Below are 26,903 nucleotides of genomic sequence, written 5' to 3'. Positions count from 1 at the left end.
TTGCCCGTTAGCCAAAGATTGCCTGTAGGTGCAGGCAGGCATCGTCCCAGGCGCTGCGCTCAAACATGCCCTGTTGCAGGAACGCCTCCAGCTCAGGGTAAAGCTTGATGGCTTTATCCAGCGTCGGGTCGCTGCCTGCTGCATAGGCACCAACGCTAACCAGATCGCGATTGCGCTGATAGCTCGACAACAGCTGCTTAAACTGACGCACCCGCGCATAGTGCGTGTCATCAATCAGGTGCGCCATAACGCGGCTGATTGATGCTTCGATATCAATGGCCGGATAGTGTCCGGCCTCGGCCAGGCGGCGCGACAGCACAATATGCCCGTCCAGAATCGCCCGGGCGGAGTCAGCGATCGGGTCCTGCTGATCGTCACCCTCCGTCAGGACGGTATAGAAAGCGGTAATTGAGCCGCCGCCGTCGATGCCGTTGCCCGCCCGTTCCACCAGCGCCGGGAGTTTGGCGAACACGGAAGGGGGATAACCTTTGGTCGCTGGCGGCTCACCGATCGCCAGCGCGATTTCACGCTGGGCCATGGCGTAACGGGTTAGCGAATCCATAATCAGCAGCACATGCTGCCCCCGATCGCGAAAATCTTCCGCAATGCGCGTAGCGTAAGAAGCGCCCTGCATACGCAGCAGGGGAGAAACGTCCGCAGGCGCGGCAATCACCACCGCGCGGGCGCGCCCTTCAGTTCCGAGGATGTTTTCAATAAAGTCTTTTACCTCGCGGCCGCGTTCACCAATCAGGCCAACCACAATGACATCAGCTTTGGTGTAGCGGGCCATCATGCCGAGCAGCACGCTTTTACCGACGCCGGAACCGGCAAACAGGCCCATACGCTGACCACGGCCAACCGTCAGCAGGGCGTTGATGGCGCGAACGCCGGTATCCAGTACGTCGGAAATCGGCGTGCGCTGTAACGGGTTAAACGGCGGCGTGATTAACGGCGCGCGATAACCTGTTTCCGGCGCTGGCAGCCCGTCGAGCGGACGGCCGCTGCCGTCAAGCACGCGGCCTAATAGCTCCGGCCCCAGCATCAGCTGTTTGCCGCTGTGCTGCCTGTCACCGGCTACGCGGGCGTAGACGCGAGCGCCGGGCAAAATGCCTTCCACTTCTTCCAGCGGCATAAGAAACAGCTTCTGACCGTTAAAGCCCACCACTTCGCTTTCAACTTCGGCGATGCTGTTGCCGTCGGAGCGTTCAATCACGCAGGTCGCACCCAGCGGCAGCTGCAAACCCGTGGCTTCCAGCACCAGGCCAGTAGCGCGGGTCAGCCGTCCGTAGCGACGAACTTCCGGCAGATGGGAGAGGCGCTGCTCGAAGGTGTCCAGAGCGCCAAGCCAGCGTGAAAGACGAGTGGTCATTACAGCTCTCCAGGTGCCGCAAGGCGGCAGAGTTCGTGCCAGCGCGTGGCGATGCTGGCATCCAGATCGCCATCTTCAGCGCTAACTTTGCAGCCGCCAGGATGGATCGTACTGTCGGCCATCAGTCTCCAGCCGTGCAGGCTCAGCGTGGCGCCCAGCGTTTGCTCAACGCGCTGCAAATCGTCAGGATGCACCCGCAGCGTCGGCTTACCGCTAAACATCGGCTCCTGCTGGATCATGCCCTGAATCTGCCGGAGCAGGGCGGTGCCGTCGACGTGCGGCGCCTGACCAATCACCGAACGGGCGGCTTCCAGCGCCAGCTGCATCAGGCGGGCGGCAATCACGCTGTCCAGCGCTTCCAGCGTGTGGTGAAACTCTGACACCAGCTGCTGCATCCGCGCCTGAAGCGGCGCCTGCTGCTGCTGAGCCTCCGCCAGGCCCTGCTGAAAACCGGCGTCATAACCGGCTTTTTGCCCTTCGGCAAACCCCTTCTGTTGACCTTCGGCGTAACCCAACCCCTGGGCCTCATTACGCAGCTGGTTTTGCAACTGCTCCAGCTCAATCTGCTGCTGGTTAAACGACTCTTCAGGCAGCTCTGGCTCCACCGGCTGCTCGACCAGCGGCTTGTTCAACTGGGTCAGATCGTCAGGCTGCCAGCGCTGCCAGGGCAGGGAGGAGTGATCAGACATACTGTTCCTCGCCGCCGCCAATCATCATCTCGCCGCTTTCCGCCAGGCGACGCACAATCAGCAGAATCGCTTTCTGCTCGCTCTCTACGGCAGACATACGCATCGGACCACGGTTGGCGAGGTCGTCTCGCAGAATATCGGCCGCACGCTGGGACATATTGCGCAGGAACTTCTCGCGCAGCGGCTGTTCGGATCCTTTCAGGGCAATCAGCAGCGACTCGGACTCCACTTCCTGTAGCAGGCGCTGGATACTGCGGTCGTCGACTTCCACCAGGTTTTCGAACAGGAACATTTCGTCGATAATTTTTTGCGCCAGTTCGCCGTCGAACTCGCGAACCGCCTCGATAACCGCTTCTTCCTGCTGGGTTTTCATCAGGTTGATGATCTCCGCTGCGGTTCTCACGCCGCCCATCTTCGCCCGCTTGAGGTTTTGTCCATCCAACAGGCCGTTCAGAACCTCGGTCAGCTCCGCCAGCGCGGCAGGCTGCACGCCGCCGAAGGTGGCGATACGCAGCATCACGTCGTGACGCAGACGTTCGTCGAACTGGGCAACAATGTCGGCAGCCTGGGCACGCTTGAGGTGTACCAGAATGGTGGCGATAATCTGCGGATGCTCGTCGCGGATCAGGTCGGCAGCAGCCTGCGGCTCCATAAAGTTGAGGGTATCCATGCCGGTGGTGGTTTCTCTGGTCTCGAGAATGTCCTCCAGCAGGGTAGCGGCCTTCTCTTCGCCCAGCGCTTTTACCAGCACCGTGCGCAGGTAATCGTTGGAGTTAACGCTCAGCGCAGCAAACTGTTCGGCATCGATCTCAAATTCACGCAGCACGTCGGTCAGCTGCTTATGGGATACCTGACGCATATTAGAAATGGCGGAGCTAAGGTGCTGAACCTCGCGGGAATCGAGGTGCTTGAACACCTCGGCCGCGCGGTCTTCGCCAATCGTCATCATCAGGATGGCGCTTTTTTCGGTACCGGTGAGACTCATAGCTCGTCCTTCATCCACTGGCGAATAACCAGAGCCACCACGCGCGGGTCATTTTCTGACATCTCGCGAATACGCTGGCTCATTACCTCAGCACTCATGCGGTGCTGAGACTTACGTTCCTGATCCAATTCATCTCTGGAAAGGCTGACGGTAACAGCATCCTCACCCGATTCTTCACGCGCCTGTCTGGCCAGCGCCGCCGCCTCAACGGCCGCTTTCTCTTGCTCAGCCTTGCGGCGCAGCTGTGGACGAACCAGTTTGCGATAGAGAACCCAGGCCACAATCAACACCAGCAGCCAGCGGCCAAGCTCGATCATCTGGTCGATAAAGGACTGCGTCTTCCAGAACGGCAGGTCGCCACTGTCGTCGGCTACTTCGGTAAACGGTGAGTTGACCACGTTCAGACTGTCGCCGCGCCGGTCGGAGTAGCCCATCGCTTCACGCGTCAGGTTCTCAATCTGCTTGATCTGGGCATCCGACAGGGCAATGGGTTTGCCTGCTGCATCGGTCTTATAGTTCACGACCACCGCCACGGAGAGGCGCTGAACTTCACCCACGTTCATTTTGGTGTGCAGGATGGTGCGGTCTACTTCATAGTTCGTGGTGTTGTCATTACGGCTGCTGGTCGGCGTCGCTTTAGCCGTGGTGCTGCTGCCTGCCTGATTCGCAGCCGGATTAGTCGCGGCGTTTGCGTTCTGCCCATTCTGATTGTTGCCGGGCGTAACGATTGGCGCGTTGTTGGCCGGAGCGGGCTGGTTAGAGAGCGCGCCAGGCACGCCGCCAGGGTACTGGCCGCCATTTTGTTCGCTGTCGCTGGTCTGGCGTGAGCGAACGGCCTGGTTCGCGGGGTCACTGTTGGGCTGATATTTCTCATCGGTCTGCTCGCGCGCATTAAAGTCGATCTGCGCGGTCACCTGGGCATGGACGTTGCCATTGCCAACAATAGGATTAAGGATGGCTTCAATGCGCTGCTGGTAGCGATTTTCCACGTCGGTAGCGTATTTCAGCTGCGCGTCGTTCAGGTCACGACCGGCGTTGTCGGACTGCGTCAGCAGGTGGCCTGCCTGATCAACCACGGTCACATTGCCCGGCGGCAGGCCAGCGACGCTGCTGGAGACCATGTGCACGATAGCGCTAATTTGCCCTTGATCCAGAGCCCGGCCGGGCTGGAGGGTTAAGGTCACCGAAGCGGTGGGGGATTTCTGTTCGCGAACAAACAGCGACGGTTTCGGCATGGCGAGGTGTACGCGAACGTTTTTAACCGGGCCGAGCGTTTCGATAGTCCGGGCCAGCTCACCCTCCAGCGCACGCTGGTAGTTCACCTGTTCGCTGAACTGACTGATACCAAACTTTTCCTGGTCCAGCAGCTCAAAACCTACGGCGCCGCCTTTCGGCAGTCCCTGCTGGGCCAGACGCAGGCGCAGCTCATGCACTTTCTCAGCCGGCACCATTAATGCGCCACCCTTATCATCAAACTGATAGGGGATGTTCATCTGAGTCAGTTGAGTAATGATTGCGCCGCCATCTTCATCACTGAGATTGTTGTACAGCACGCGGTATTCAGGCTGTTTAGCCCACAGGACCATCGCCATAACAATGGCGATTACCGCCGCCGCCGCAATGATGATTGGGATGCGAGGATTAGCGCGCAGGCGAACAAACAGGTCGTTCAACCCTCGCTTCGCCGGTTGATCCTGCGTGACAGTGGCATTCATGACTCTTTCCTGCGTGACAGTTGAGCGGACTGTTTCGTGTAGTGTCGTAACAAGACTGACTCCCTGAGCGGCTTGACCGTAAAATTTCACGTCTGATAGCTGCCATTATTTTCTTAAATGGGAAATTCGATGGCCGGATAAGCCATGATTTTTGCTCTCATTTAGCGGCTTTGTCTTATTGACACTGTGTTAAGTTTTCACACAGTTAAAAATCAACCGTTAACCGATCGGGGCAAAAACATGGCGATTCAGGGTATTGAGAGTGTGGTGCAGCAGCTGCAAACCGCAGCAATTCAGGCCAGCGGTAAGAGTACCGAGTCCTCCAGTCAGGCCGATTTTGCCGGTGCGCTAAAAGCGGCGCTGAACAAAATCAGCGATACGCAGAATGAAGCCCGTACTCAGGCACAGGATTTCGAGTTAGGTAAGCCAGGCATCAACCTGAACGATGTGATGGTTGATATGCAGAAATCTTCCGTTTCGATGCAGATGGGGATTCAGGTGCGGAATAAGCTGGTCAGTGCCTATACGGATATGATGAATATGCAGATGTAATATTTAACTTAATGTATTACTGACCGAACGGGTGGATAGGGAGAACCAGGATAACGGACCATAGTATTTACCAGACGCATCCTAAAGGTTGCTATTAGCAAACAGCAGTATGGATATCGTTTTATCATTGTACGGAATGAGCCGTTTAATCCTAAAACCTGATTCGTGGAGACTGTTTCGTCATATCAACGCAGATTACATCAGAGGCATTATAATGAGCGAATCCATCAGGGGAAAATGTGCTGTGGCCGGATGCCAATTGAAACATTGCTTAGTGGAAAACACATTTGGGCTGAGAAAAATTTAAGCCGGACGTAATCTGACAGACACCTGGATAAATAACCGGTAACTGTCAGATCAGGTCTGAGCTAATACAAATATTTAGTAATAAACAGCCGCGCTTAGTTATGAGCCAACTGTCTGGTGTTGACGAGAAATTCTTTCGCTGTTATACCCCAAAGGGAAGGATCGAAGTCAGATGAGTAAAGTTCTCTGAACTTTCCTTCAATATCCGTTTCTTCAAGAAATTTATGGCAGTCTGTAGCCAGCCCTGATGACATCTCAGGGCCTTCGCTGTCAATGTAGCACTGAACAACATCAGTAATCGTCTCACCGGAGAGGTCATAGTCCTGGTTGAGATATGCCCCCATCAGGTGGTCAAGGTACGAATAAATCATTTTATTTAATCCAGTTTGGGAAAGGCGGTTAGCACATAGTAAGGTTTCCCCTGGAAGGTCTGCAAAACGAGCACCACCCTCAGTTTACAGGATTTAATGACCGGCCCTGAGGCTGTCTTTAATCCAAAACCTATTTCATTGCCTGCAAAAAAATCAATCTCCAGCCTTGATCCCGTTCTGCCAGTGCTGGCCCAATTTTTTATATATTGGGCGTTAAATTTCAATGCGCGAGAGAGGGCGTCTTCTGCCACGCTTACTTTATAAAACGTGCTGCTGTCTGTCATTGTAGGACGATGACTAAGTCGCTGTCGAAGCTCGGCCTCTGTCTTGCCAATATGCCTTTCAAGGGTATGCCCACCGGGCTTGAGTCCGGTAACTGACTCATTCTTAATGAGCTTAATACGGCCCATGCGGACTGCCGCCACGCGCGAAGCACTGGCCGCTAATGCAAATCCTACAGGAACGGCGATGTCGACCGTCAGACCAATTTTCCAGGCAGTTTCATCATCGGCACCAAACTGTTTAGCAAGTGCAGCAGCAGCCCGGTAAGTTGCTGAGCGCGTATTAGTTCCTGAGAGCATCCTGTTAGCGGCAGAGTTGATACTGTCCATACTGTGTGCGCCAATGACAACACAGCCGACTTTGGTAAGACCTGTAGGTTCTGGGGCCATGCAAAGAGCGGTGGCGCCAGCCATTTCCAGACTTCCTATAATGAGCTCCAGTCCTCCTGTTAACCGGTTGGTTAACGTATCCGATTCCGTTACTGTTTTGTCAGAAAGTACTGCGGCAAGTTGAACCGGTGACATAACGATGCGCATATCCATATCCATATTTCTCCCTGATTAGAAACTATGCTTAATCCATATTAACCAATTGTGGACAATCGGGCAAAAATAAATATCGTACTTTTGTCCGAGATTGGCATAAAACCGCTCAATACCCGGATATCTATATGCATGCGCCACTGGATTATTCCCAATCTCGCCGCCCGGTGGTTTTTTCTTTCTGTAATATTCGACTAAAAAACTTCATTCGGCTCACTGGACTGACCCTACCCGTAGACGATCCTGCCCTATAGTTGAGCATAGGAGGAGTGCATGGGCATACCATGATTTACGCTTATTTTAAAGAAGAAGACGTTCGTCAAATCACGGAGTGCAGTTATTCCGTTGCTGAAGTTTCCAAACGCCAAAGCGGTTTATTTCACACGGTGTTATATTATAGAAAATAATATCCCAGCTTCATTCTTAATTGGTTGGTATAATAAAAAACCATCCGGTTGGCGAGCTTAATTAACTGTCCTTCTTCTTTTTATCCTGCTCTTCTTTCTCTGCGGCTTCATCGGATCTGGCTACGGGATAGCCAGCAAAAGCCAGGCTACCGAAGCGCCAGGATGGGCTTTCTTCATGAGTGAAGGTGCGATCTGCTTTGGTTAAAAAAATGTTAATGAACCTCTGCTCAGGCCTGCGGTCAGAATAGATGAGTGTTTTTTTACCAAGAAGGATAACTGCATGAGTGATAATGAAGAACGCAAATCTCCGACCGACCACGTACGCGATGTGACTTCTCAGTTAAAAGAAATGCGCCACTATGCACAGTCCAACGTGGAAACCCTCTCAGCCCACTGGCTGGCTTTCGATCAGGGCGAGTACAAGAACACCGAATTTGCCGACAGGGTAAATGATTTGCTGACTAAGCAGGGAGGTTTACTGGATGAGCTGGATAAAACCATTCAGGATATGGAAATCGAAGCTAACCGTATCGAAAACGAAGCCTGATCCCTGACCGCTGAAAAGAGACAACCCGCTACGGCGGGTTGTTTTATTTCTGCTTAAAGGCTTTTTGCACCAGGCCTGTGGGCTACAGCACAAACTCGGGACTGACGCGATTCCTGCCGCTGCTTTTGGCAATATAAAGCTGCTCATCAGCATGTTTAATCGACTCATCCAGGCTGCCTGCGTCAGTAATATTTAACGTGCTGATACCAATACTGACCGTGATGCTCAGATCCTGGCCATTGAGGATGATGCTATTGCGTTCAATGCTTTTTCGCAGCCGGTCGGCCAGCAGCCAGGCTCTTGGCTGTGAAATGCCTTCAATCAGCACCAGGAACTCCTCTCCGCCCATGCGGCTGATAATGGCCGTTTGCTGTAGCGACTGGCGAATACACTCAACGGTCTGCGCCAGCACATGATCGCCAGCCGCGTGGCCGTAGGTATCGTTGATATTTTTAAACCGATCGATATCAATCACAAAAGCCGCGCCGTAAAACCCGTTCTGTTTATTTCTGCGCGAAGCCAGCGCGTCAAGCTGCGATGACAGACCGCTGCGGGTTAATGCGCCGGTCAGAAAATCATAGTCCGCACGTTTGGTGATCCTCGCTACCAGCTTTTTATTCGCCGTGGTACTCAACGCCACAATCAGCGGGCTGATGGTCATAGCCCCCACGCCAAGCCGGGCTGAAGCCAGGCTATCAATGCGGAAGAAGTCATCCGACCCCTGAATGTTGAGGACGTCGCTGGCAACCAGCGAGATCTCGGTGATCCCGGTTAACATCGTCAGCACGCAGGTCAGGAATAGGGGATAGCTGACGGCACACCACATCAGCGCGGGCAGCGGGAAAATCAGGCTGCCGCCGCCGCCGACATAGATGCCGAAGAGGGTAGAGACCAGCAGCGAAATCAGCGGCATCAGGTTGCTTTCCCGCACGTCGGCAACCATCTGCTCCAGTTCATCCCTGCGCGGGAAGGTAATCACCAGCGGCAGCATCAGGATAGACGTCGAAACCTGTTCGCAGAACCACGAGATCCAGCCCTGCACTAAATTGTCATGAAAATAGCGCTGTCCGGTGTAAGACCCTATCACCGCGCAAACTGCCGCTGCGAGAACCGAAGCCGGAAATACCCGTATCAGCGCCTGAAGCCTGCGGGGATAGGTGCGCGTTAAATAAGGAGAAAGCAGTATGGCCCTGCCGGTGATAATAAAAGCGATATTGGCAGCATCCAAGCCCAGCGAAACGATAAACGGCGTGCCATAAAGAACATCAGCGGTCACCATGCCGAGATAAATAGCTGGCAGGCTGGAAAGGGTATCAAAGCGGGGGAAGCGAATGAGTAACCCCAGAAGCAGCGAATTACAGGGCCAGAAAAGAGAAAGAGCTTGATAGCTACGGCAAAGCAGACCCAGCATCGCTAAACATAATGCGAGAAAAAATAATAATATGACCTGGTCAAACTTATATTTATTTAGTTGCATTTAGATGGCTCAAGGTTCTTACCGACGCCCGGCGTGAGATATCGCGCGGTAACTGCCGTGTCATGTCCGACTGCGTGCTGACAACATGATTACTACACCGATTTTTAACAATAAAGTGCGTACGGCATTGTCATGAGCAGTAAAGCAATGTGTTAAGGATTTTCTTAAGATGGCCGGGGCGACTCAGAATATAGCGAAGGCCGTTTAAATTCAATCACTACCAAAGTTTACTGGCGCTCACAACATTGCCGGCGGCTAAACGCCAATCGCAAGCATATATATCGTAATCAGTTTGCTTTTTCGAACGATAATCTGCTGCCGTTTTCGATTTGGGAGCATTCTTAGCTTTATAACGGTCAGAGGGAATAACGGGTTTTGAAAGCAGAGAGTAAAATATCTGGCCTGGCAGCAGGCCAGAAAATGAGCAGGTTACAGCTCGTTCTTAATGCAAAACGCTTCCCAGCTCAAACCCAGCGCCGCCGCATGCTGGCGCAGGTACGCTTCGATGGCCTCTGCCGCCACTTCTTTATCCGGCTCGGCCAGCTGGATAGCGAACAGCATACCGTCCAGCTTTTTCTCGCGGGTGAAGGCGGCGTAAGCCCGATCGGCCTGCATGTTTTGCAACTGGGGCAGGGTCATGCCAACCGTGGCCGCATCTTGCTCCGTCAGTTGGGCAATCCCCGCCTTAATCTCTGGGTGGGCCTCAAGAAAAAGATCGCGGGCCAGCGCGTAGTACTGTTCAATGCTTTTCATAACAAATCCGGCAGTCAGTCATGGTGCTAGTTTACACCGCCAGGAGCTGGGGTGAAATGCCGGAGACCGGAGCGTCGCTATATGCTGAATAATTGCGCAAGGAACAGGAAAGAACCGGGATGCCGCTTGCGGTAATTAGGGAGAAATTATAACGTAGCGCCTGACTGCAGATTCAGGAACTGAAAATGAAAAAGTGGATGATAACGACCTTCGCCGCTATTACGCTGGCGGGCTGCGCGGATATACCTAATTACCAGAGCGCGATAAAAACGCCGCCGCCGGAAAATCTGGTGGGAAACTGGCAGACCATGGGGCCGCAGAAAGGTCTGGTCAGTAAGGAAGCGATTGCCAGCCTGATTATTACGCCAGAAGGCGACACGCTGGACTGCCGCCAGTGGCAGCGGGTGATCGCCAAGCCAGGCAAAGTGACGCAGTTTAGCGGCGACTGGGTCAATGTTAATAATGAGGTTCGCGTTATGCCGCTGGAGCTTGAGGGCACCGAGCTGCATTACGATAAGCTGACGCTGCAAAAGGTGCAGCAGCCCACGGTTGAATGCCAGCAGGCGCTGGCTCACGAGGATGCTGCAGCAACTCCAGAGGATAAACCGAAGGCCAGCGGAACGAGCAGCAAGAATCACCACAAAGCCTCGTTCAAAAACGCCAAGTCGTAAGGTTAACGGGCTGCCTGGCTGGACGGTCAGGCAGCCTGCGGTTTAATCAGCCACCACCCAGACGCTTACGCTGCCCGCGTTGCAGCGAAAAACGGCCTGTCCCTGCTCATCCGCAGTCACATTATCGGTCTGATGGCCCAGATAATCCCGCCAGCTTTTACCCGCCATGGCTTCACCCATTGGCAGCGTCTTCTCACCCGGCTCACCGTTTGACAGGATCACCACGCAGCCTGGGCGCTCTTCGGTCCCACTGCGGGAGAACGCCACGCAGTTTGGATGATCGAACCATTCGGTCTGCACGCCGTGAGCATAAAGCTGACGCGCGCGGATCAGCGCTTCCAGCTCAGGGATTACCGGCATCTCAATGCGGTAAGTTTCCCCGTCGCCCCCTTCGTCCTCATAGCTGGCGCCAAAAAGATCGGGATAAAACACCACCGGCACGCCCTGTTCACGCAGCAGGATCAGCGCATAGGCCAGCGGTTTAAACCACGGCTCTACCGGCGCTTCAAGGGATTGCAGCGGCTGAGTGTCGTGATTGGCCACGATGGTCACCGCGTGCCACTGGTCGTGTTCGACCAGCGTATCGCTGAATATCTGGCTGAGATCGTAAGCGGCTCCCTCGCGCGAGGCGTTGTGGAATTTCATCTGCAGCGGGGCATCAAACAGCATGGTTTTGCCTTCGACCTGATGGATATACTGCTGCAATTTATCCACCTCATGCGACCAGTATTCAGCGACGATAAACATCGGCTTTTCCGCCACTTCCTGAACGTGATCAATCCACTCTTTATAGAACCAGGCGGGGATATGCTTGACCGCGTCAAGACGAAATCCGGTGCAGGGAACCTGCTGCATCATCCAGCGCGCCCAGTACTTTAGCTCTTCGGTCACCGCGTGGTTGCGAAAATCAATGTTAGCGCCCATCAGATAATCAAAGTTGCCCAGCTCATCGTCTACCTGATCGTTCCAGCCCTCGCCGGTATAGTCATTGACGATTTTAAATACGCCGCTCTCATCGGGATTTTCGATATAGTCGACGCCGCTGAAGCATTTATAATCCCAGATAAATTTGGAATACTGACCTGCCCGGACCGGGAAGGTGAACTTTGTCCAGGCTTCAGCCTGAAAGACTTCAGGGTCGATCTCGTCGCGGTTATCTGGATTGGTTCGGTTCACCTGCACCAGCTCTTTCTCATCAGCGCCCATTTTGTGGTTAAGCACCACATCCATGATCACGCCAACCTCTTTGGCGCGAAGCGCCTCAACCGCCGCTTTCAACTGCTCCTTGTCCCCGTATTTAGTGGCGCGGGAGCCTTTTTGATCGAATTCGCCCAAATCGAACAGATCGTAGCTGTCATAGCCCACCGAATAGCCGCCGGATTCCCCTTTATAAGCCGGGGGCAGCCAGACGTCGGTGATGCCGATTTCAGCCAGTTTTTCCGCTCGTTCGCTAGCTTCCGGCCATAATTTACTGCCGTCGGGATAATACCAGTGGAAGAATTGCAACAGGGTGAGATTAGGCATGTCCTTGCTCCGGTTGATCAGGCTGGGATCTGAAGTATGGAGCAGGCTGGGGAAAAGAGCGGGTCAGAAGCTAAAAATATTTTAACCTTCTGCCCGCCGGCTGGTGTGTGTTGGATTCATGTAAGAGGGCTTTTTATACGCCGGGTGATTCCTGTGGGAACAGCACCACGCCGGACACTCCGCTATAGGCTTTATTAACGGACTGCTGCCGGGTTGCCTGACCAATCAGTGAAGAGAGTTCAGCCATTCGCGATTGTAACAGGCTTTTCACTTCGGCTTCGTTATCAAGAATATGGCGCAGAACAGGCCGTAGCTGATCCTGTGTCTGGGCCGACATGGGCGCAACCCTGGTGCTCTGTGCCAGAACTTCAACCGCACTAACGTAATCGACTTCCATTTCAATCAGTTCATCCCATTTTTCCTCGCTTGCCAGGCGCAACATTGACTGGCTGAGGACCAATAACTGTTGGTAAATCGTGAGCAGTTGCGGAGCAATATTCATTTAAACGGCGTCCTGAAGGGCGTTAGTTCCAGAAACTTCTTTCCAGGCGTCGGCGATGTTGCGCAGCAACGTTTCGACTTCCAGAATCGCTTCCGCATCATTATGCAGGTTGGCCTGCAGCAGGCGGTGGACCATATAGCGGTATAACCCGGCCAGATTATCAGCCAGCTCATCGCCCCGGTTCTCTTCGAGACCCAGCTTCAGTCCGTTCTCAATAATGTTGATGGCCTTGGAGAGCGACTCTCCTTTACCCGCAATGTTGCCATCCAGCAAAAACAACCGGCTGCGAACCAGGGCACTGAGTGCCCCGTCGAACAGTAGCGTAACCAGTTGATCCGGGGTGGCGCTCATCACTGCGCTTTCCACCCCGATTTTTGCATAGGCTTTAGTGCCGCTTGCGCTATACATTTTGTCTCCTTATGACGATGAACTGCTTGTCGAGCTGCTTGTGGTGCTGAACTGAGACGTCAGATAGCTACTGGTGCTGTTCAGCTTGCTTATCAGTACGTCCAGCGCGGTGAACTGGGTTTTGTAACGTGCGATGGTGTTATCGATGCGCGTGCTGGCCGTGTTGTATTGATCGGTCAGGTTATTCAGAGTTTTACTGACGCCGTCGGTTGCCGCCTGCAGGATACCGGTGCTGGATAGCCAACTGGTCATGTTGGTGGCAATGGTGGTTGCGATACCGGTTGTTTTGCCATCACCAATGATCATCTCTTTTACGCCGTCGGCATCGTCGGTCAGGGCGGTGGTCAGCTTGTCGTCATCCAGCTCCAGCTCGCCGGTGGTGGGGTCGGAAGTGACGCCAATCTGAGCCAGTGATTTATAGGTGGAGGAGCTTTGCGCATTGGTCAGCATTGTTTTCAACTGAGACTGAATGGTGCGCAGGGTGCTGTCGCCAAGCAGAGCGCCGTTGCTGGAGTCTTGCGTGGTCGTGCCGACATCCACAGCGGTGTATTTAGTCAGGCTGGCAAAATTATCCTGCAAGGTGTTGTAGGCATTAACCCAGGCTGAGATGGCGCTGGATGCTTTCGAAGTATCGCTGGTAATGGTCAGCGTCTGGTTGCCGGTGGTCACGTCGCTCAGGTTCAGCGTAATCCCTTCCAGCGCATCGCTGATGGTGTTGCTGCTGTTTTCGATAGCAACATTGTTTACCGTCAGCTCAGCATTTTTCGCCTCCACGCTCTGCGTCATATTGCTGCCTGATGTGCCGTCATAGTTCAGCATACTTTGCAGCGTGCTGTCGCCGCTGACGCTGAGCGTCACCGCGTTGTCAGTGCCCGTCTCCGCCGAGGTCAGGGAGAGACGATAGCTGCCGTCACCGGTTTTAATAATGCTGGCGGTGACGCCGGCGTCAGCCTTATTGATCGCGTCGCGAATACCGGTCAGCGAAGAGCTGGCCGCCGGAATAGAGACGTTAACCGCGGCATCCCCTTTGGCATTCTGAATCGTAATAGTGCTGGCAGCGGTTGCCAGCGCGGTTGTATTGCTGGTCTGCACCGCTGAAGTCAGCGTTTGCGCTGCCGCCAGCTGAGTCACGCTAATGCTGTATTTCCCCGCCACCGCGCCTGCGGCGGTAGTGGCGCTAAATGCCGTAGAGCTGCTGGTGGTTTTTGTCGCACTAAACAGGTCGGCGTTATTCAGCGTGGTGTTTGCCGTCTGAAAGGTAGTCAGCGCGCTTTTCAGCGTGCCGTAGGCGCTAAGCTTTGCCGTATAGGAGGACTGCTGCGTAGAGATCGGCGTTAATGCCGCTTTCTCTGAGGTTTGCAGGCTATCCAGAATAGAGGCTAAATCAAGGCCTGAGCCGATCCCCAAGGTAGAAATACTGGCCATAATGTTTCCTTTATAGAGTCAACACGGAGAATGAATACCGTGGTTATCGGCCACTGATGAGGAAAGTTTACGATTTTTTGTTCAGGGGTAATGACGGGAATAGCGGTAATAGAGAGGGGTATTTCGACGAGTAGAAACAGGGTGAGAAATTTTTCAGCGGGTCTAAAAAAACGTTAAAGGTTGCTTAAGGGCTGACGATAACAAGTTTGACGGCGATGAAGCCGGGCGGCAAACAAGCCCAACCACCTTTAACAGATTCGATTTTAATAGGAAACGTTATCATGGCACAAGTCATCAATACTAACAGCCTCTCGCTGATCACTCAGAACAACATCAACAAAAACCAGTCTGCTCTCTCTACTTCTATTGAGCGTCTGTCTTCTGGTCTGCGCATCAACAGCGCAAAAGATGATGCGGCTGGTCAGGCTATTGCTAACCGCTTCACCTCTAACATCAACGGCCTGACTCAGGCGGCGCGTAACGCTAACGACGGTATCTCTGCTGCGCAGACTACTGAAGGCGCACTGTCAGAAATCAACAACAACTTACAGCGCGTTCGTGAACTGACCGTACAGGCACAGAACGGCACCAACTCTGATTCCGACCTGTCTTCCATCCAGGACGAAATCAAATCCCGTCTGGACGAAATTGACCGCGTATCCGGTCAGACTCAGTTCAACGGCGTGAATGTACTGGCTAAAGATGGTCAGATGAAAATCCAGGTTGGCGCTAATGATGGCGAAAGCATCACTATCGACCTGCAGAAAATCGATTCTACTACTCTGGGCCTGAAAGGCTTCTCTGTAGACGGCAACGCGCTGAAACTGAGCGACACTGTTACCACCGTTGGTGACGCATCTGACTCTGGTGCAACCGTTTCTAAAGTTGACCTGAGCGATGTGGCAACCAAGCTGGGCGTGGATGTCAGCGGCCTGTCTCTGCACAACGTGCTGACCTCCGGCGGCGCAGCAACCTCCACTTACGTTGTCTCTTCCGGCAGCGACAACTACGCGGTTTCTGTTGGTTCAGGCGGCACCGTTGAGCTGAACACCACTGACGTTACCTATGACGATGCTAAAAATGGCGTGACTTCCGGTTCTATGACTGGTCAGTTCGTTAAAGTGGGCAGCGACTCCACCGGCGGCGCAGTTGGCTTCGTTACCGTGCAGGGCAAAAACTACACAGCGGATACTGGCGCTATCGTCAACGGCGGCAACACGCCAACTTCTGGCGTTGCTACCGATGTTGATGATATCTCTGACTCAGCTAACACCAAGGTGTTCACCGGTTCTTCAACCAATGACCCTCTGGCGCTGCTGGACAAAGCGATTGCGCAGGTTGACAAATTCCGTTCAAGCCTGGGTGCGGTGCAGAACCGTCTGGACTCTGCGGTCACCAACCTGAATAACACCACGACCAACCTTTCTGAGGCGCAGTCGCGAATTCAGGATGCGGATTACGCCACGGAAGTGTCGAACCTGTCTAAAGCTCAGATCATTCAGCAGGCTGGTAACTCCGTGTTGGCGAAAGCTAACCAGGTTCCACAGCAGGTGCTGTCTCTGCTGCAGGGCTAATTATCCTCAGGATAAACGTCTTAAGAAACCCCGCTTCGGCGGGGTTTTTTTTAGGCTTCTGGCGAAGGCGCGACGACAGAGTTATGGCTCAGTTTAGCCTTAATTTGCCCCGTTCCTTGAGCGATTGATTCCGTGCGGGCTGGCTATCATAACTAAAATTAATTGCTCCCTGCGCCAGGCGTTCGTCCGGGCAAGCGGGGGGCCTGGGAGAGTTGCCCGTTATGAGCCAGCCAGCGCTTGTCAGTATTATTCTTACCGCCCAAATTCCTACCTGGTTTATTGCCGCACTGGATAGCGTGCTGGCCCAGGATTATGCCAACTGCGAAATTCTGATCGCCGACAGCGGTGGCGATAAATATATTCCTGAGCTGCTGGCTACCCGGCTTGATAACCCGGCGCATCCGATCCGCCATCTGGTCTATGGCAAGGATGATAAAGGTATCTATGAGGCGGCCATCCGTGAGGCGAAGGGCCAGTACCTGAAATTTGTGACCGACGCTGAACTGCTGGCGGAAGATTGCGTGAGTGCTATGGTCGCGGGCCTGCAACGTTATCCGCAGTGCCGGGTGGCTTCATCAAGGCGTAAACGCATCGACCCGCATGGCGAGTTGCTGCCTGATATTGTTGCGACTTCCCCCTTACTTGACTATGACGCGATCCTCAACGGCCGCGATCTTCTGCGCTGCCAGAGTCGGTTAAGCTACAGCCTGCTGGGAGAGCTGACCGCTTCCTTATTCTACCTTGAGGATATTGTGGCGCTGCTGCCCGAGCAGGGATCGCTGTTTGCTATCGAAGATCAAAAGCTGCTGGAAGTTGAAGGCCTGCTGGTTTACAGCAAATTGCTGGGGCAGAGTGATGTGCTGTGGTTCCCGCAGGCGCTTTGTTCAATTCGCGCCTCGGAAGTTTACAAACAGCCGCATCAGCGAGATAGCGTGGAGCATGTCAAAAAGAACCGCGACATTATCCTGAATACGCTGCGAGCCGCTCCCTGGTTCAACGATAGCGGCAGTCCGGTGAATATGGTGCAGGTCACGGCGCTGGACGATCGGCATAAGACCGAAGCGAAAAATCTGGTCAGCCACCAGTTCCACTATCTGAATCTTAATACCCTGGCGTGGTGGAACCGCGTGCGCACGCTGCAACCGTTCCAGCAGCAGCGTCTTGAGCAACTGGCGGCAGAACAATCGGAGCCGACGCGCGTAGCGGTGGTGATCAACGTGACGGCGGAGAATCGCGACGGGCTGACGCAAACGCTCGACTCGCTGATTCATCAGAGCGCGGGCAACCTGCGGTTGATCCCGGTGGTGACTGGCCTGATGGACAGCATCCCGGAAAAGATAGCCGCTTATCCCGCGACGGAAGAAAGCCGTCTGGCTACGCTCAATCAGCTTATCGCGCAGCGTGATGAGCACTGGTTTATTTTTATTGAGGCAGGCAGCTATTTTATGTCCGCCGGGCTGATTGCTCTCTCCACGACGCTAGCCCAGGCTGACGGCGTGCTGGCGATCTTCGCCGATGAATACTTTTATCTGGGCGATGAGCCGAGCGGCATCAATTTCCGCCCGGATTTCAATCTCGATTTGCTGCTCAGCTCGCCTAAAACCATGGCGCAGCACTGGCTGTTTCGCCGTGAGCTGCTGCAGGCGGCGGAAGGCTTCGATCTTAGCTATCCGCAGGCGGCAGAATTTGATCTGATCGTCAAAATGATTGAATCGCAGGGGCTGAACGTCGCCGGTCATCTGGCCGAACCGCTGCTGACCGCGCGGCTGCAAAAGCGCGGAATTATTGAAGATGCGGCGATTATTGAACGCCATCTGAACAACCGCGGCTATCCTCAGGCGCAAATTGCGCTCGACAGCTACTACAACTATCGTCTGCGCTATCAGCACGCTGTTCAGCCCAAAGTGACCATTGTCGTTTTGGCTAACTGGCACCTGCCGTCGCTGATCGGCTGCGTGACCACGCTGCTGGAGAAAACCCGCTACCTCAATTATGAACTGCTGATTGTGGCGGACAGCCAGGGTAGCCAGGAGCGCGACGGCTGGTTAACCAGCATGGCGAGCGTTGACCCGCTGCGCATTCGCGTACTGCACTATAGCGAGCCGTATCAGCATGGCGCGATGGCTAATCTGGCAGCTGAGCAGGCGCAGGGGGAGTACCTGGTATTTATGCACTGTGAGCTGGCGGTGACCGACGGCGAATGGCTGGACAACCTGCTTAACCACGGCCAGCGCCCGGAAGTGGCGGTGGTGGGCGGCAAACAGCTGACCTCTGATAATAAGATACGCCATGCGGGCTACATTCTGGGCATGAACGGCGCGGCCGGGGAAGCCTTTCGCGGCCTTGAGGATAATCAGCCGAGCTATCAGGGGCGCCTGCACCTCGATCAAAACTACAGTGCGGTTTCCGGTGATTTTATGCTGGTACGCCGCGAAGTGTTCAGCGCGCTTGGTGGCTTTACCGGCGAAAACCAACTTTATGGCGACGTCGATTTCTGCTTACGCGCGCGCAACGAAGGCTATATGACCGTGTGGACGCCGTATGCGCGTATCCTGCGTCCGGCCGCACGTCAGAACCCATTCCCTGGTGAAACGGTGCACTCCTCAAACAAACTGAAACAGCTTGAAGAAGATAAGCTGTTCAGCCGCTGGATGCCGCTGATTGCCAACGACCCTGCCTTTAACGCCAATCTGTCGCTCCGCAGTCGCCATTTCGATCTGAACAGCGACAGCCTGCTGAGCTGGCGTCCGGCACAGCGGGAAAATTTACCGGTTTTCCTGGCGCATAACGCGGATATTTCCGGGTGTGGACATTACCGTATTATGCAACCGTTTGAGGCGATGCAGCGTGAAGGCCTGGCCGAAGGGAAAGCGAGTTTGACGCTGCTGAATATCGGTGAGATTGGCCAGTTCCGGCCGGACAGCCTGATTATCCAGCGCCGCTATGCGCCGGCTTTCCATAACTGGATTGAGCGCACCGGCAAACTGCACGACGTGTTCAAAGTGTTTGAGCTGGATGACTACATTCTTAATGTGCCGATGAAACACTATCGCCGGTCGAGTTTTAAACAGGAAACCACCGGGCAGATGCGTAAAAGCCTGAGCTATTTTGACCGTTTTGTCGTCTCTACCGCGCCGCTGGCTGAGGCCATGAGCGATATGCATTCGAATATCGTGGTGGTTAAAAACCGCCTGCCGGTCAGCATCTGGGGCCAGTTGCAAAGCCGGCGTAATCAGGGACGTAAGCCGCGAGTCGGCTGGGCGGGCGGCTCCAGCCATCGCGGCGATCTGGAAATGATCGCCGACGTGGTGAAAGAGTTTACCCATGAGGTTGAATGGGTCTTTATGGGGCTTTGTCCGCCCAAACTTCAGCCTTACGTGCACGAGATTCATTATGGCGTGGATATCAGCCTGTATCCGGCAACCATGGCGGCCCTGAACCTGGATCTCGCGCTGGCGCCGGTAGAAGACAACATCTTCAACGCCTGCAAAAGCAACCTTCGCCTGCTGGAATACGGGGCATGCGGTATTCCGGTCATCTGTAGCAATGTGGCCTGCTATTGCGATGACGATCTGCCGGTCACGCGCGTCAGCAACCGCTTTATTGACTGGCGTGACGCGATTCGTATGCACCTTGCCGATCCCGACGCGAGCGCAAAAATGGGTGAGGCGCTTCAGGCCGCGGTGCGCCGCGACTGGATGCTAACCGGCGAAAACGTTAAAGAGTGGGTGAGAGCCTGGAGTGCGGACTAAGACAAGTGGGAGGGGCGACCCCTCGCTGTTCAATAGCCAAATAAGAGGGGCAAAAAGCGGGGTATTCCGCGCCTGATATCGCTTAAGGCTATGGCAAAGTCAAATCAGCCGTTATTTAAAAGGAATACGCATGTCCGCCCCTGGTCAACTGCCCTACATTTTTATGTCGCCGGATTATGTCGAGTCGTCGCTCGGCGTCCAGGTGATCCATCGTTTATGCCATATGCTAAACGAAGCGGGGCAGCAGGCGTGGCTGAAAAAATGCACGGTGAATCCGCAGTGGAATACGCCGGTCATGCCTTACGAACAGTTTGTGGCGCATACCGACGGAGGCCAGCCTTTTATTGCCGTTTATCCTGAGGTGATTTGCGGTAATCCTCTTAACGCGCCTCTCAGCGTGCGCTATATGCTGAACCGTGAGGGCGTGATCGAGCGTAACAGTATCAATGCCGGGCCTGACGACCTTTTTTTCTGGTATCGACGGGAGTTCGCCGAAAAAACGGCCAACCCTCAACTGCTGGATATTGGCCTTTACGATCTCGAACTGTTTAAAGACGACCATCCTGAAAAGGATCTCGACCTGCTTTACCTCAACCGGGTGCCAGAGAAAAACATAGATTTTTCCACGCTGCCGCCCGGCATCCGGGTGCTGAGTATGCGTAATCCCTTATCGCTGGCCGAACTGGCCACGGTGCTCAAGCGCGCCCGCACGCTCTACAGCTATGAATCCTCCGGAACCTGCGCGCTGGCGATCCTCTGCGGTTGCCCGGTCATCGTCCGCACCGCGCCCGGCTATGAGAAATACGCGATCAGCCCGGAAATTATGCAGGATAGCGGCAATGCAGGCTTCAGCTGGAGCGAGCTGCCTGAGGATGTGGCGGAGGTCCGGCAGAATCTGTGGAAACTTCGCGAGCATCTGCTGCTGCGTCGGGCTAAAACCGCTGAGCAGTTCAGCCAGTTCATCGCGTTGACTCAGCAAAAAGGCCAGCAGGCCGCGGCGCGCCGAAGAGAAAAAAACAGCTTGCTGCACTGGCTGTCGCATCGCACGCGAAAACAGCACGTCGCTTCTCTGCTGAATGCGAAAAAGACCCTGCCACGCCTGCTGGTGGTGATTACGGGCGGTGATGCCGCCGAGGCGTTACTGCATGTCACGCTGGCAACCTTGCTGCCGCAGATGGAACAGCTTCCCGGAAGCCAGATCCTGATTGTCGGGCAGGCGACTTTCCCCCGTGGTGCTCAGGTCAGCTGCATTCCGGCAGAAAGCTGGATGGCGGAGGTTAATCAGCGGGTAAGGGCCGAAGAGTGCGACTGGGTCCACTGTACTCAGGCCGGGGTGCGTTACTTCCCGGATAGCCTGCGACTGATTGCGCATCGCCTTGACAGCCATACTGACCGTCACCTGCTTTATGCTGATGAGTACCTACAGCAGGCCGATGGCAGTGCGCTTCCCTGCTTTAAACCCCAGTTTGATCAGACGCTGTTTTTTGCCAGCCCTCATCGTTACTGTCAGCGTTTGTTTATCCGGGCAGCCGCGTTCGCTTCTGTCGGGGGTTTTAACCCGGAGACGGCTGAAGCCTTTGAGTTCGCCATGCTGGTACAGCTGCTGGAGACCCGTGGTACCGGGGCCATCACTCATGCCGATGAAATTATGGCCTTGCTGCCTGCGAATGACGGCATCTCTTCAGCGCCGGAACAAGAGCGTCATATTTTACAGCAATATCTGCTGCGTCAGGGGTATGAACAGGGCGGGGTTGGCGTTACGCCAGGCAAACCGTATCGTTTGATCTATGGTCACTCTTCCATGCCGCGCGTGTCGATCATCCTGCCGTCGGGCAACGATGCGGCGCTGTTGCAGCGCTGTATTACCCAGCTACTCGAAAAGGTGAACTGGGGGAATTTTGAATTACTGGTGGTGAGCCAACAGCAAAATAGTCCGGACATGCAGCAGTGGCTCAATGGTCTGGCGGCTATCGATCCACAGCAAATTCGCGTACTGCGCAACCCTCATGCTGCTGAAGCTGGCGAAACAATCAATTATGCCGTGGCTGAGGCCAGCGGCGAGTATCTCCTTTTGCTCGACGCGCACTGCGCTTTTGTCCATGACAGCTGGCTGGCTGCCTTAATGAATCACGCTTTGCGCCCGGAAGTGGGCTGCGTCGGGCCAAAATTCATTAATTTTGACCAGCGTATTGTGGCGGCGGGTTACATCACCGGTTTCAGAGGGTTACTGGGGCGGACGGGCTTTGGCGAACCGTGGGAAAGTGACGGCTACTGGCAATATTTGCAGAGCGACCGGGCCTGCTCAGCGCTACCGTCGCAGTGCTTAATGATTCGCCGCAGCGTCTGGGAACGCGTCGGGGGTTTTTCTGCTGAACTTAACGCGCCGCTGATTGCCGATGTCGACCTTTCACTAAAAGTGAAACAGGCTGGCTATCTGTCGGTCTGGACTCCGTGGAGCATTGTCGCTACGGATCATCCGCAATTGATTCAACATCGCGACGGAGTGCCCGATGGTCAACAGCTGCATCTGTTGTATCAGAAGTGGCTGCCGCAGTTAGCCTGCGATCCGGCTTACCCGGCACGCCTGGCGCTACGCAATTTACCCTTTATCGCGGAATCGACGCTGCAGGAAAGCTGGCAACCGCAGCCGCAGCAGGTTATTCCGCTGATAGTCGGCATTATCGAACGTACAAACGCCAGCACGCTACAGCTGTTCGCCACCCTTGACGAACTGGCAGAAGAGGGGCGCGTGAATTTCATCTGCATACAGAGTGTGCCCTGGCTTACTGAGCTGATGCGTCTTCAGCCGCAGGCGGTGATTCTGTCCGGTGATATCAGCCCGCAGCTGGCGGAACAGCTACTTCTGTTAAAACAGTTTACCCGCTGTGCCGTGCATCTTCTGCCGGACGCACAAATGAACGTTGCCTCCGGCCGCATTTATTCTCATAGCAGCCTGATCGATAGCTGGCTGGTTTACAGCCACGCCCAGCATAAATGGCTCAGCAAACGGAAGCGTCACGCCGTGCTGCTGCCCTCGATGCTGAACCCTCGTTACGGGTTCCAGACGGAGCGGAGCCCTGCGGAAACTCCGCTACGCGTACTTTGCCAGGCGGGACTACTCACTGAGGCTGAACGGCAGTTTATGGCGACGGTTATCGAACAGACGGCCAGCGATGTGGCGTGGATCATCCTTGGTGACTGCCCGCGCCACTGGCTGCCATGGGTGGCCGTCACGTACCGCGCCGGCAGGCAAGAGCTGCGTGCAGCCCAGTTGGCCTCGCTGAACGTGTCTCTGGCCGTGTTGCCCAGACTGCCGGGTGAAGAAAGCAACGGCAAAAGCGATCTGGCGCTGGTTGAATTGGCTGCCAGCGCTATTCCGCTGCTGTGCAGTGACCATCCGGGGCTGAATAACCGTATTCCGGCCTGGCGGGCAGGCAACTCTCCGCAACTGTGGATCCGCACGCTTCGTGAGCGGGCATTCAACGGCCAGTCATTGCCACAGCTCAGCGCCGCGCTGGCAGAAGTGGATAAGACTGACTATTTCCGGACACCGGCCGCCATCGAGTGGCTGCTTGCCGAATTAACGGCAGGCGCGGCCCATTGTGAATGACAGGTAAACTAAGATGAAAAATGCCCGCGCGAACGCTGCCGCAGCACCAATAGCCGTTACCCGTCCGCTGCTGCCGCCTCTGGAGGAGTTTATTCCCTACCTGGAGCAAATCTGGCAGAACCGGCAGCTGACTAACGGTGGTCCATTTCACCAACAGTTTGAGCAGGAGCTGGCTGCCTATCTGGGCGTTGAGCATCTCTGCCTGTTTAATAATGGCACCACGGCTTTATTGACCGCCTTACAGGCTTTGCGCATCACTGGCGAGGTCATTACCACCCCTTATTCCTTTGTCGCCACCTCACATTCATTGTTGTGGAACGGCTTAACGCCAGTATTTGTCGATATCGATCCTTTAACCTGTAATCTTGACCCGGAAAAAATAGAGCAGGCGATTACCCCACGTACTTCCGCAATCCTTCCTGTGCACTGCTATGGGATTCCCTGCAATGTTGGGCGTATTCAGCAAATTGCGGACGATTATGGCCTGAAGGTCATTTACGATGCGGCCCATGCCTTTGGCGTCAGGGTGGCAGGAAAATCTATTCTGCAACAGGGCGACCTGTCTATTCTGAGTTTTCACGCCACTAAGGTGTTCAATACCATTGAGGGTGGGGCAATTATTTGCCCGGATGCCAAAACGAAAAAGCGCATTGATTACCTGAAGAACTTCGGTTTCGCTAATGAAACCACCATTGTTGCCACCGGTATCAATGGCAAAATGAATGAGCTCCAGGCGGCCTTTGGCTTGCTGCAGCTCCAGCACATTGATGCGGCTTTACTGGCAAGAAAGCAGCTGGCCGCCCGTTACCGGCAGTTGCTCACGGATATTAAAGGGATTGAGCTAATCACCGTGCCGGAGAGCGTCGACTGGAACTGCGCCTATTTCCCCATTCTGGTAAATGACGCCTTCCCGGTAAGTCGCGACCAGCTGTATCAGCTATTTAAGGATAAGGGGATTTTAACCCGCCGCTATTTTTACCCGCTAATCAATAGCTTCCCGATGTATCGCGGGCTTGCGAGTGCTGATGACGCTCACCTGCCCAGTGCTAACCGGTTATCCAGCCAGATACTCTGCCTGCCTGTCTATCCTGACTTAACAGCCGATGAGCAGCTGGCGATTGCAACATTGATTACCGGTACTCTCAGTGAAAATGTTGCATAGCTTTTCTTCGGCGCTCCCTGAAGGGAAGGGGAATCATACCGTGGCGATTATGCAGCCCTATATTTTTCCTTACATCGGCTACTTCAATCTTATTGAAGCCTGCGACACCTTTGTTTTCTATGATGATGTCAATTATATCAAGAAAGGCTGGGTAAACAGAAACCGTCTGCTGGGTAATGGACAGGCGCTACGTTTCACCGTGCCGCTGGTGAATGCCAGTCAGAATAGTTTGATCTGCGAGAGTCGGCTGCATAATTTTAGCGCCTTCAAAACTGATTTTATCAAAATGACCGAGCGCTGTTATTCCCATGCCCCTTATTTTGAGTCGACAATGGGCTATATCGAAACGGTGCTAAACGCAACGCATCAAAATATTGCGGATGTGGCAATCTCTTCAGTAAGGGAGTTTTATCGCCTGTTGGCGACAGAGAGGCATTTTCTACGCTCATCCCTTCACTCTCCTGAAACCAGGGGTATGGGTAAAGCTGAGCGGCTGATAGCGATTTCTAAGCAGCTCAACGCGGAGAACTATGTGAATGCGATGGGGGGAATGGACTTATATTGTCGGGATGATTTTAGCGCTGCTGGCGTCAGGCTTGAGTTTATCAATCCGCAGATTTTACCCTACGGTCAGAGGAAAACGGAAAAGTTTATTCCCGGCCTGTCGATAATAGACGTGTTAATGAACAATAACGCTGACGATATTAAAAAAATGCTGTTCAGTTATGAACGAGTTTAACGAGGGCCGGACGGTGAAATACAGTATTGTGTTGATTGGCAGCACCGGCGGCGGCGTGCTTAATAAACTTCTTGCTCATTCCTTCGTGCGCGAAAGCACCCGGGAAGTGGTTTCAGACCGGGCGTGCGGGTTTCTCTCGGTGGCTGAAAAGTTTGGCATTGCATCGGTGCTACTTGCTGCTGAGACGGGTCATGAATTCTCCTTAAAATTGAGTGAACGCTATCGCAGCGAACAGAATCTCATTTTTATCAGTTTTTATACTCGTCTTTTCTCTTCTGCCATTTTGCAACAGCATCCGGGGCGTTTTTTTAACTGCCACCCCTCAATATTACCCGCTTTTAAAGGGATGAACGGTTTCGGCGAGACGTTATCATCGAGCGCGCTTTTTATGGGCTGTACGTTGCACCAGGTCGATTCTGGTATCGATAGCGGGAAAAGCATTATTCAGGCGGCAATCCCGGTCGACCGAACGCTACCTGAACAGCAGAACCGGCATAAAATCTTTCTGGCGCAATATTACTCAACCTTGCAGTTTATTAAATGGATCGCTGAGGGAAGAATAACCCTCGCTGAAGATGATCGGGTGAGGGTAAGCGGACTGGCTTACTCTCCGGCAATATTCTCGCCAAATTTAGATACTGACTTTTTTACGGCGACGGGGTTGTCGGATGAATTGAATATAAAACCGGGAGGGAATCAATGATGCTGACCACGGCGAACAGTTTGCTGGACCTCAGGAGCGGCTCTAACCATCCTCTTTCGCTGCGCTACAGCGAAATTTTCGAGGCGGCTCTGTTGGAGGGGCGTTTCGAACACGGCAGGGCGCAGCCCGGCTTAGCGTTAAGCGGAGAGACGCCTTTTGTTATCGCCGCCCGTAAAGCGGTTGAATTTGGTCTGTACCAGCCCGAGACGATTGAGGTTATTGTCGCCTCGCTGACTGACTATTACCTCCGCGTCGGGCCAGCAAATGCCGCTGTCTGGCTGGGGCTGGAAAACACCGGCAGCGCGCTGCTGCTTGCCGCGCCACCGTGGGGCGCGGTGTTTCCCTGGCGAGCGCGGACGCAGGCTTCTTATCAACAGGCGTATGAGGCCGCCGCGATTGCAGAAAATCGTGCGGTTGGTCGCGAGGCGGGTATTGAGGAAGGATGGCTGTTTTGTGGTCCGGTCAGCCCCGATAAGATCCGTATAGAAGGGGAACGAATACTCTACGTTCTTCAGCAAATAGAGACGAAAGGGTATCAGCGTGCCGACTCCAGCGATGGGGATGTAAAGGCGACGGCGCTGGTAAATGATAATCAGGAATGGCGTTGGCTTATTACTGCGGGAAATCATCGCGCTGCCGCAGCGGCGGCTCTCGGCTATGGCTCTATCCCCGTGCGGATTAACCTGGTGATAAGCCGAGTTGATGCACTGTGGTGGAAGCATGTCGCTGAGGGAACTTTCCAGCTGCATGAGGCGCAGCAGGTCTTTGATACCCTGTTTAACGGACAGGCCATTCCTGCCGTTCAGCACTGGCTGAACGGTAAAAGTTGAGGAGAGAG

At 54.3% G+C, this 26,903-nt stretch carries 22 protein-coding genes and 1 pseudogene; 11 read left to right on the top strand and 12 right to left on the bottom strand.

Annotation, left to right across the window (positions count from 1 at the left end; translation table 11 throughout):
- Positions 1-7 precede the first annotated feature (7 nt).
- From fliI to fliF, 4 genes are read right to left on the bottom strand one after another with little or no spacing between them, the layout of a single operon-like run.
- A complete protein-coding gene (gene fliI, locus NG99_RS00470; RefSeq protein WP_034887268.1) occupies positions 8-1,369 on the bottom strand; it encodes a flagellar protein export ATPase FliI in 1,362 nt (453 codons plus the stop codon).
- A complete protein-coding gene (gene fliH / locus NG99_RS00465; RefSeq protein WP_034887266.1) occupies positions 1,369-2,058 on the bottom strand; it encodes a flagellar assembly protein FliH in 690 nt (229 codons plus the stop codon). The genes fliI and fliH overlap by 1 nt, the downstream gene beginning before the upstream one ends.
- Entirely contained in the window at positions 2,051-3,043 is a 993-nt protein-coding gene (gene fliG, locus NG99_RS00460) for a flagellar motor switch protein FliG (RefSeq protein ID WP_034887264.1), read from the bottom strand. The genes fliH and fliG overlap by 8 nt, the downstream gene beginning before the upstream one ends.
- Complete coding sequence (gene fliF / locus NG99_RS00455; protein WP_034887262.1) at positions 3,040-4,758, bottom strand: flagellar basal-body MS-ring/collar protein FliF; 1,719 nt, start codon at positions 4,756-4,758, stop codon at positions 3,040-3,042. The genes fliG and fliF overlap by 4 nt, the downstream gene beginning before the upstream one ends.
- Before the next feature lie 240 nt (positions 4,759-4,998).
- Here fliF and fliE point away from each other — a divergent pair, with 240 nt between their 5' ends.
- Positions 4,999-5,310: a flagellar hook-basal body complex protein FliE gene (fliE, locus tag NG99_RS00450; RefSeq protein WP_034887260.1), complete on the top strand. Its 312-nt coding sequence runs from the start codon at positions 4,999-5,001 to the stop codon at positions 5,308-5,310.
- Positions 5,311-5,419: 109 nt separating this feature from the next.
- Positions 5,420-5,467, top strand: a pseudogene (locus tag NG99_RS30305) (hypothetical protein); the annotation flags it as partial.
- Between the two features lie 244 nt (positions 5,468-5,711).
- On the opposite strand, the gene NG99_RS00445 reads toward NG99_RS30305, so the two are convergent.
- Together NG99_RS00445 and NG99_RS00440 are read right to left on the bottom strand one after the other, a co-directional pair.
- On the bottom strand, positions 5,712-5,987 hold the full coding sequence (locus NG99_RS00445) for a contact-dependent growth inhibition system immunity protein (protein ID WP_034887258.1): 276 nt from the start codon (positions 5,985-5,987) through the stop codon (positions 5,712-5,714).
- 5 nt (positions 5,988-5,992) lie between these two features.
- Positions 5,993-6,817, bottom strand: coding sequence for an RNase A-like domain-containing protein (locus NG99_RS00440; protein WP_034887256.1), 825 nt, complete (start codon positions 6,815-6,817; stop codon positions 5,993-5,995).
- A gap of 681 nt (positions 6,818-7,498) precedes the next feature.
- On the opposite strand from NG99_RS00440, the gene NG99_RS00435 reads away from it, so the two are divergent.
- A complete protein-coding gene (locus NG99_RS00435; RefSeq protein ID WP_034887255.1) occupies positions 7,499-7,765 on the top strand; it encodes a hypothetical protein in 267 nt (88 codons plus the stop codon).
- Positions 7,766-7,847: 82 nt separating this feature from the next.
- Here the strand turns inward: NG99_RS00435 and NG99_RS00430 are convergent, their stop codons facing one another.
- Positions 7,848-9,176, bottom strand: coding sequence for a GGDEF domain-containing protein (locus tag NG99_RS00430; protein WP_232298137.1), 1,329 nt, complete (start codon positions 9,174-9,176; stop codon positions 7,848-7,850).
- Positions 9,177-9,671: 495 nt separating this feature from the next.
- Positions 9,672-9,995: a DUF6388 family protein gene (locus NG99_RS00425; protein ID WP_034887251.1), complete on the bottom strand. Its 324-nt coding sequence runs from the start codon at positions 9,993-9,995 to the stop codon at positions 9,672-9,674.
- 185 nt (positions 9,996-10,180) lie between these two features.
- On the opposite strand from NG99_RS00425, the gene yedD reads away from it, so the two are divergent.
- Positions 10,181-10,666 (top strand): lipoprotein YedD, encoded by a 486-nt coding sequence (gene yedD, locus NG99_RS00420; RefSeq protein WP_034887249.1) that lies wholly within the window; start codon positions 10,181-10,183, stop codon positions 10,664-10,666.
- A gap of 42 nt (positions 10,667-10,708) precedes the next feature.
- Here the strand turns inward: yedD and amyA are convergent, their stop codons facing one another.
- The 4 genes from amyA to fliD form a co-directional block, all read right to left on the bottom strand.
- Entirely contained in the window at positions 10,709-12,190 is a 1,482-nt protein-coding gene (amyA, locus tag NG99_RS00415) for an alpha-amylase (protein WP_034887247.1), read from the bottom strand.
- 133 nt (positions 12,191-12,323) lie between these two features.
- On the bottom strand, positions 12,324-12,692 hold the full coding sequence (gene fliT, locus NG99_RS00410; protein ID WP_034887245.1) for a flagella biosynthesis regulatory protein FliT: 369 nt from the start codon (positions 12,690-12,692) through the stop codon (positions 12,324-12,326).
- Positions 12,693-13,100 carry a flagellar export chaperone FliS gene (gene fliS / locus NG99_RS00405; protein ID WP_034887243.1) on the bottom strand — a complete coding sequence of 136 codons (408 nt, stop codon included), beginning with the start codon at positions 13,098-13,100 and terminating at the stop codon, positions 12,693-12,695.
- Positions 13,101-13,109: 9 nt separating this feature from the next.
- Positions 13,110-14,525: a flagellar filament capping protein FliD gene (fliD, locus tag NG99_RS00400; protein WP_034887241.1), complete on the bottom strand. Its 1,416-nt coding sequence runs from the start codon at positions 14,523-14,525 to the stop codon at positions 13,110-13,112.
- Positions 14,526-14,806: 281 nt separating this feature from the next.
- Between fliD and NG99_RS00395 the strand changes: the two genes are divergently transcribed.
- The 7 genes from NG99_RS00395 (at position 14,807) to NG99_RS00365 (ending at position 26,895) form a co-directional block, all read left to right on the top strand.
- On the top strand, positions 14,807-16,099 hold the full coding sequence (locus NG99_RS00395; protein WP_034887239.1) for a FliC/FljB family flagellin: 1,293 nt from the start codon (positions 14,807-14,809) through the stop codon (positions 16,097-16,099).
- 221 nt (positions 16,100-16,320) lie between these two features.
- Positions 16,321-19,851, top strand: coding sequence for a glycosyltransferase (locus NG99_RS00390; protein WP_034887237.1), 3,531 nt, complete (start codon positions 16,321-16,323; stop codon positions 19,849-19,851).
- Positions 19,852-19,981: 130 nt separating this feature from the next.
- Positions 19,982-23,461 (top strand): glycosyltransferase family 2 protein, encoded by a 3,480-nt coding sequence (locus NG99_RS00385; protein WP_052130490.1) that lies wholly within the window; start codon positions 19,982-19,984, stop codon positions 23,459-23,461.
- Between the two features lie 13 nt (positions 23,462-23,474).
- On the top strand, positions 23,475-24,623 hold the full coding sequence (locus tag NG99_RS00380) for a DegT/DnrJ/EryC1/StrS family aminotransferase (protein WP_052130489.1): 1,149 nt from the start codon (positions 23,475-23,477) through the stop codon (positions 24,621-24,623).
- Complete coding sequence (locus tag NG99_RS00375; RefSeq protein ID WP_052130488.1) at positions 24,613-25,362, top strand: WbqC family protein; 750 nt, start codon at positions 24,613-24,615, stop codon at positions 25,360-25,362. The genes NG99_RS00380 and NG99_RS00375 overlap by 11 nt, the downstream gene beginning before the upstream one ends.
- Positions 25,349-26,065, top strand: coding sequence for a formyltransferase family protein (locus tag NG99_RS27380; protein WP_052130487.1), 717 nt, complete (start codon positions 25,349-25,351; stop codon positions 26,063-26,065). Before NG99_RS00375 ends, NG99_RS27380 begins: the two co-directional genes overlap by 14 nt.
- On the top strand, positions 26,062-26,895 hold the full coding sequence (locus NG99_RS00365) for a hypothetical protein (protein ID WP_157032514.1): 834 nt from the start codon (positions 26,062-26,064) through the stop codon (positions 26,893-26,895). Before NG99_RS27380 ends, NG99_RS00365 begins: the two co-directional genes overlap by 4 nt.
- The last annotated feature ends 8 nt before the right edge of the window (positions 26,896-26,903 follow it).

It is taken from the genome of Erwinia typographi, assembly GCF_000773975.1.
In the GTDB taxonomy this organism is placed as follows: Bacteria; Pseudomonadota; Gammaproteobacteria; order Enterobacterales; family Enterobacteriaceae; genus Erwinia; species Erwinia typographi.
This window is presented reverse-complemented; position numbering and strand designations above follow the sequence as displayed.

Excerpts from the sequence above, each read along its gene's own strand:
- fliI (WP_034887268.1), bottom strand. The coding sequence starts at position 1,369 with ATGACCACTCGTCTTTCACGCTGGCTTGGCGCTCTGGACACCTTCGAG.
- fliH (WP_034887266.1), bottom strand. The coding sequence starts at position 2,058 with ATGTCTGATCACTCCTCCCTGCCCTGGCAGCGCTGGCAGCCTGACGAT.
- fliG (WP_034887264.1), bottom strand. The coding sequence starts at position 3,043 with ATGAGTCTCACCGGTACCGAAAAAAGCGCCATCCTGATGATGACGATT.
- fliF (WP_034887262.1), bottom strand. The coding sequence starts at position 4,758 with ATGAATGCCACTGTCACGCAGGATCAACCGGCGAAGCGAGGGTTGAAC.
- fliE (WP_034887260.1), top strand. The coding sequence starts at position 4,999 with ATGGCGATTCAGGGTATTGAGAGTGTGGTGCAGCAGCTGCAAACCGCA.
- NG99_RS00445 (WP_034887258.1), bottom strand. The coding sequence starts at position 5,987 with ATGATTTATTCGTACCTTGACCACCTGATGGGGGCATATCTCAACCAG.
- NG99_RS00440 (WP_034887256.1), bottom strand. The coding sequence starts at position 6,817 with ATGGATATGGATATGCGCATCGTTATGTCACCGGTTCAACTTGCCGCA.
- NG99_RS00435 (WP_034887255.1), top strand. The coding sequence starts at position 7,499 with ATGAGTGATAATGAAGAACGCAAATCTCCGACCGACCACGTACGCGAT.
- NG99_RS00430 (WP_232298137.1), bottom strand. The coding sequence starts at position 9,176 with ATGCTGGGTCTGCTTTGCCGTAGCTATCAAGCTCTTTCTCTTTTCTGG.
- NG99_RS00425 (WP_034887251.1), bottom strand. The coding sequence starts at position 9,995 with ATGAAAAGCATTGAACAGTACTACGCGCTGGCCCGCGATCTTTTTCTT.
- yedD (WP_034887249.1), top strand. The coding sequence starts at position 10,181 with ATGAAAAAGTGGATGATAACGACCTTCGCCGCTATTACGCTGGCGGGC.
- amyA (WP_034887247.1), bottom strand. The coding sequence starts at position 12,190 with ATGCCTAATCTCACCCTGTTGCAATTCTTCCACTGGTATTATCCCGAC.
- fliT (WP_034887245.1), bottom strand. The coding sequence starts at position 12,692 with ATGAATATTGCTCCGCAACTGCTCACGATTTACCAACAGTTATTGGTC.
- fliS (WP_034887243.1), bottom strand. The coding sequence starts at position 13,100 with ATGTATAGCGCAAGCGGCACTAAAGCCTATGCAAAAATCGGGGTGGAA.
- fliD (WP_034887241.1), bottom strand. The coding sequence starts at position 14,525 with ATGGCCAGTATTTCTACCTTGGGGATCGGCTCAGGCCTTGATTTAGCC.
- NG99_RS00395 (WP_034887239.1), top strand. The coding sequence starts at position 14,807 with ATGGCACAAGTCATCAATACTAACAGCCTCTCGCTGATCACTCAGAAC.
- NG99_RS00390 (WP_034887237.1), top strand. The coding sequence starts at position 16,321 with ATGAGCCAGCCAGCGCTTGTCAGTATTATTCTTACCGCCCAAATTCCT.
- NG99_RS00385 (WP_052130490.1), top strand. The coding sequence starts at position 19,982 with ATGTCCGCCCCTGGTCAACTGCCCTACATTTTTATGTCGCCGGATTAT.
- NG99_RS00380 (WP_052130489.1), top strand. The coding sequence starts at position 23,475 with ATGAAAAATGCCCGCGCGAACGCTGCCGCAGCACCAATAGCCGTTACC.
- NG99_RS00375 (WP_052130488.1), top strand. The coding sequence starts at position 24,613 with ATGTTGCATAGCTTTTCTTCGGCGCTCCCTGAAGGGAAGGGGAATCAT.
- NG99_RS27380 (WP_052130487.1), top strand. The coding sequence starts at position 25,349 with ATGAACGAGTTTAACGAGGGCCGGACGGTGAAATACAGTATTGTGTTG.
- NG99_RS00365 (WP_157032514.1), top strand. The coding sequence starts at position 26,062 with ATGATGCTGACCACGGCGAACAGTTTGCTGGACCTCAGGAGCGGCTCT.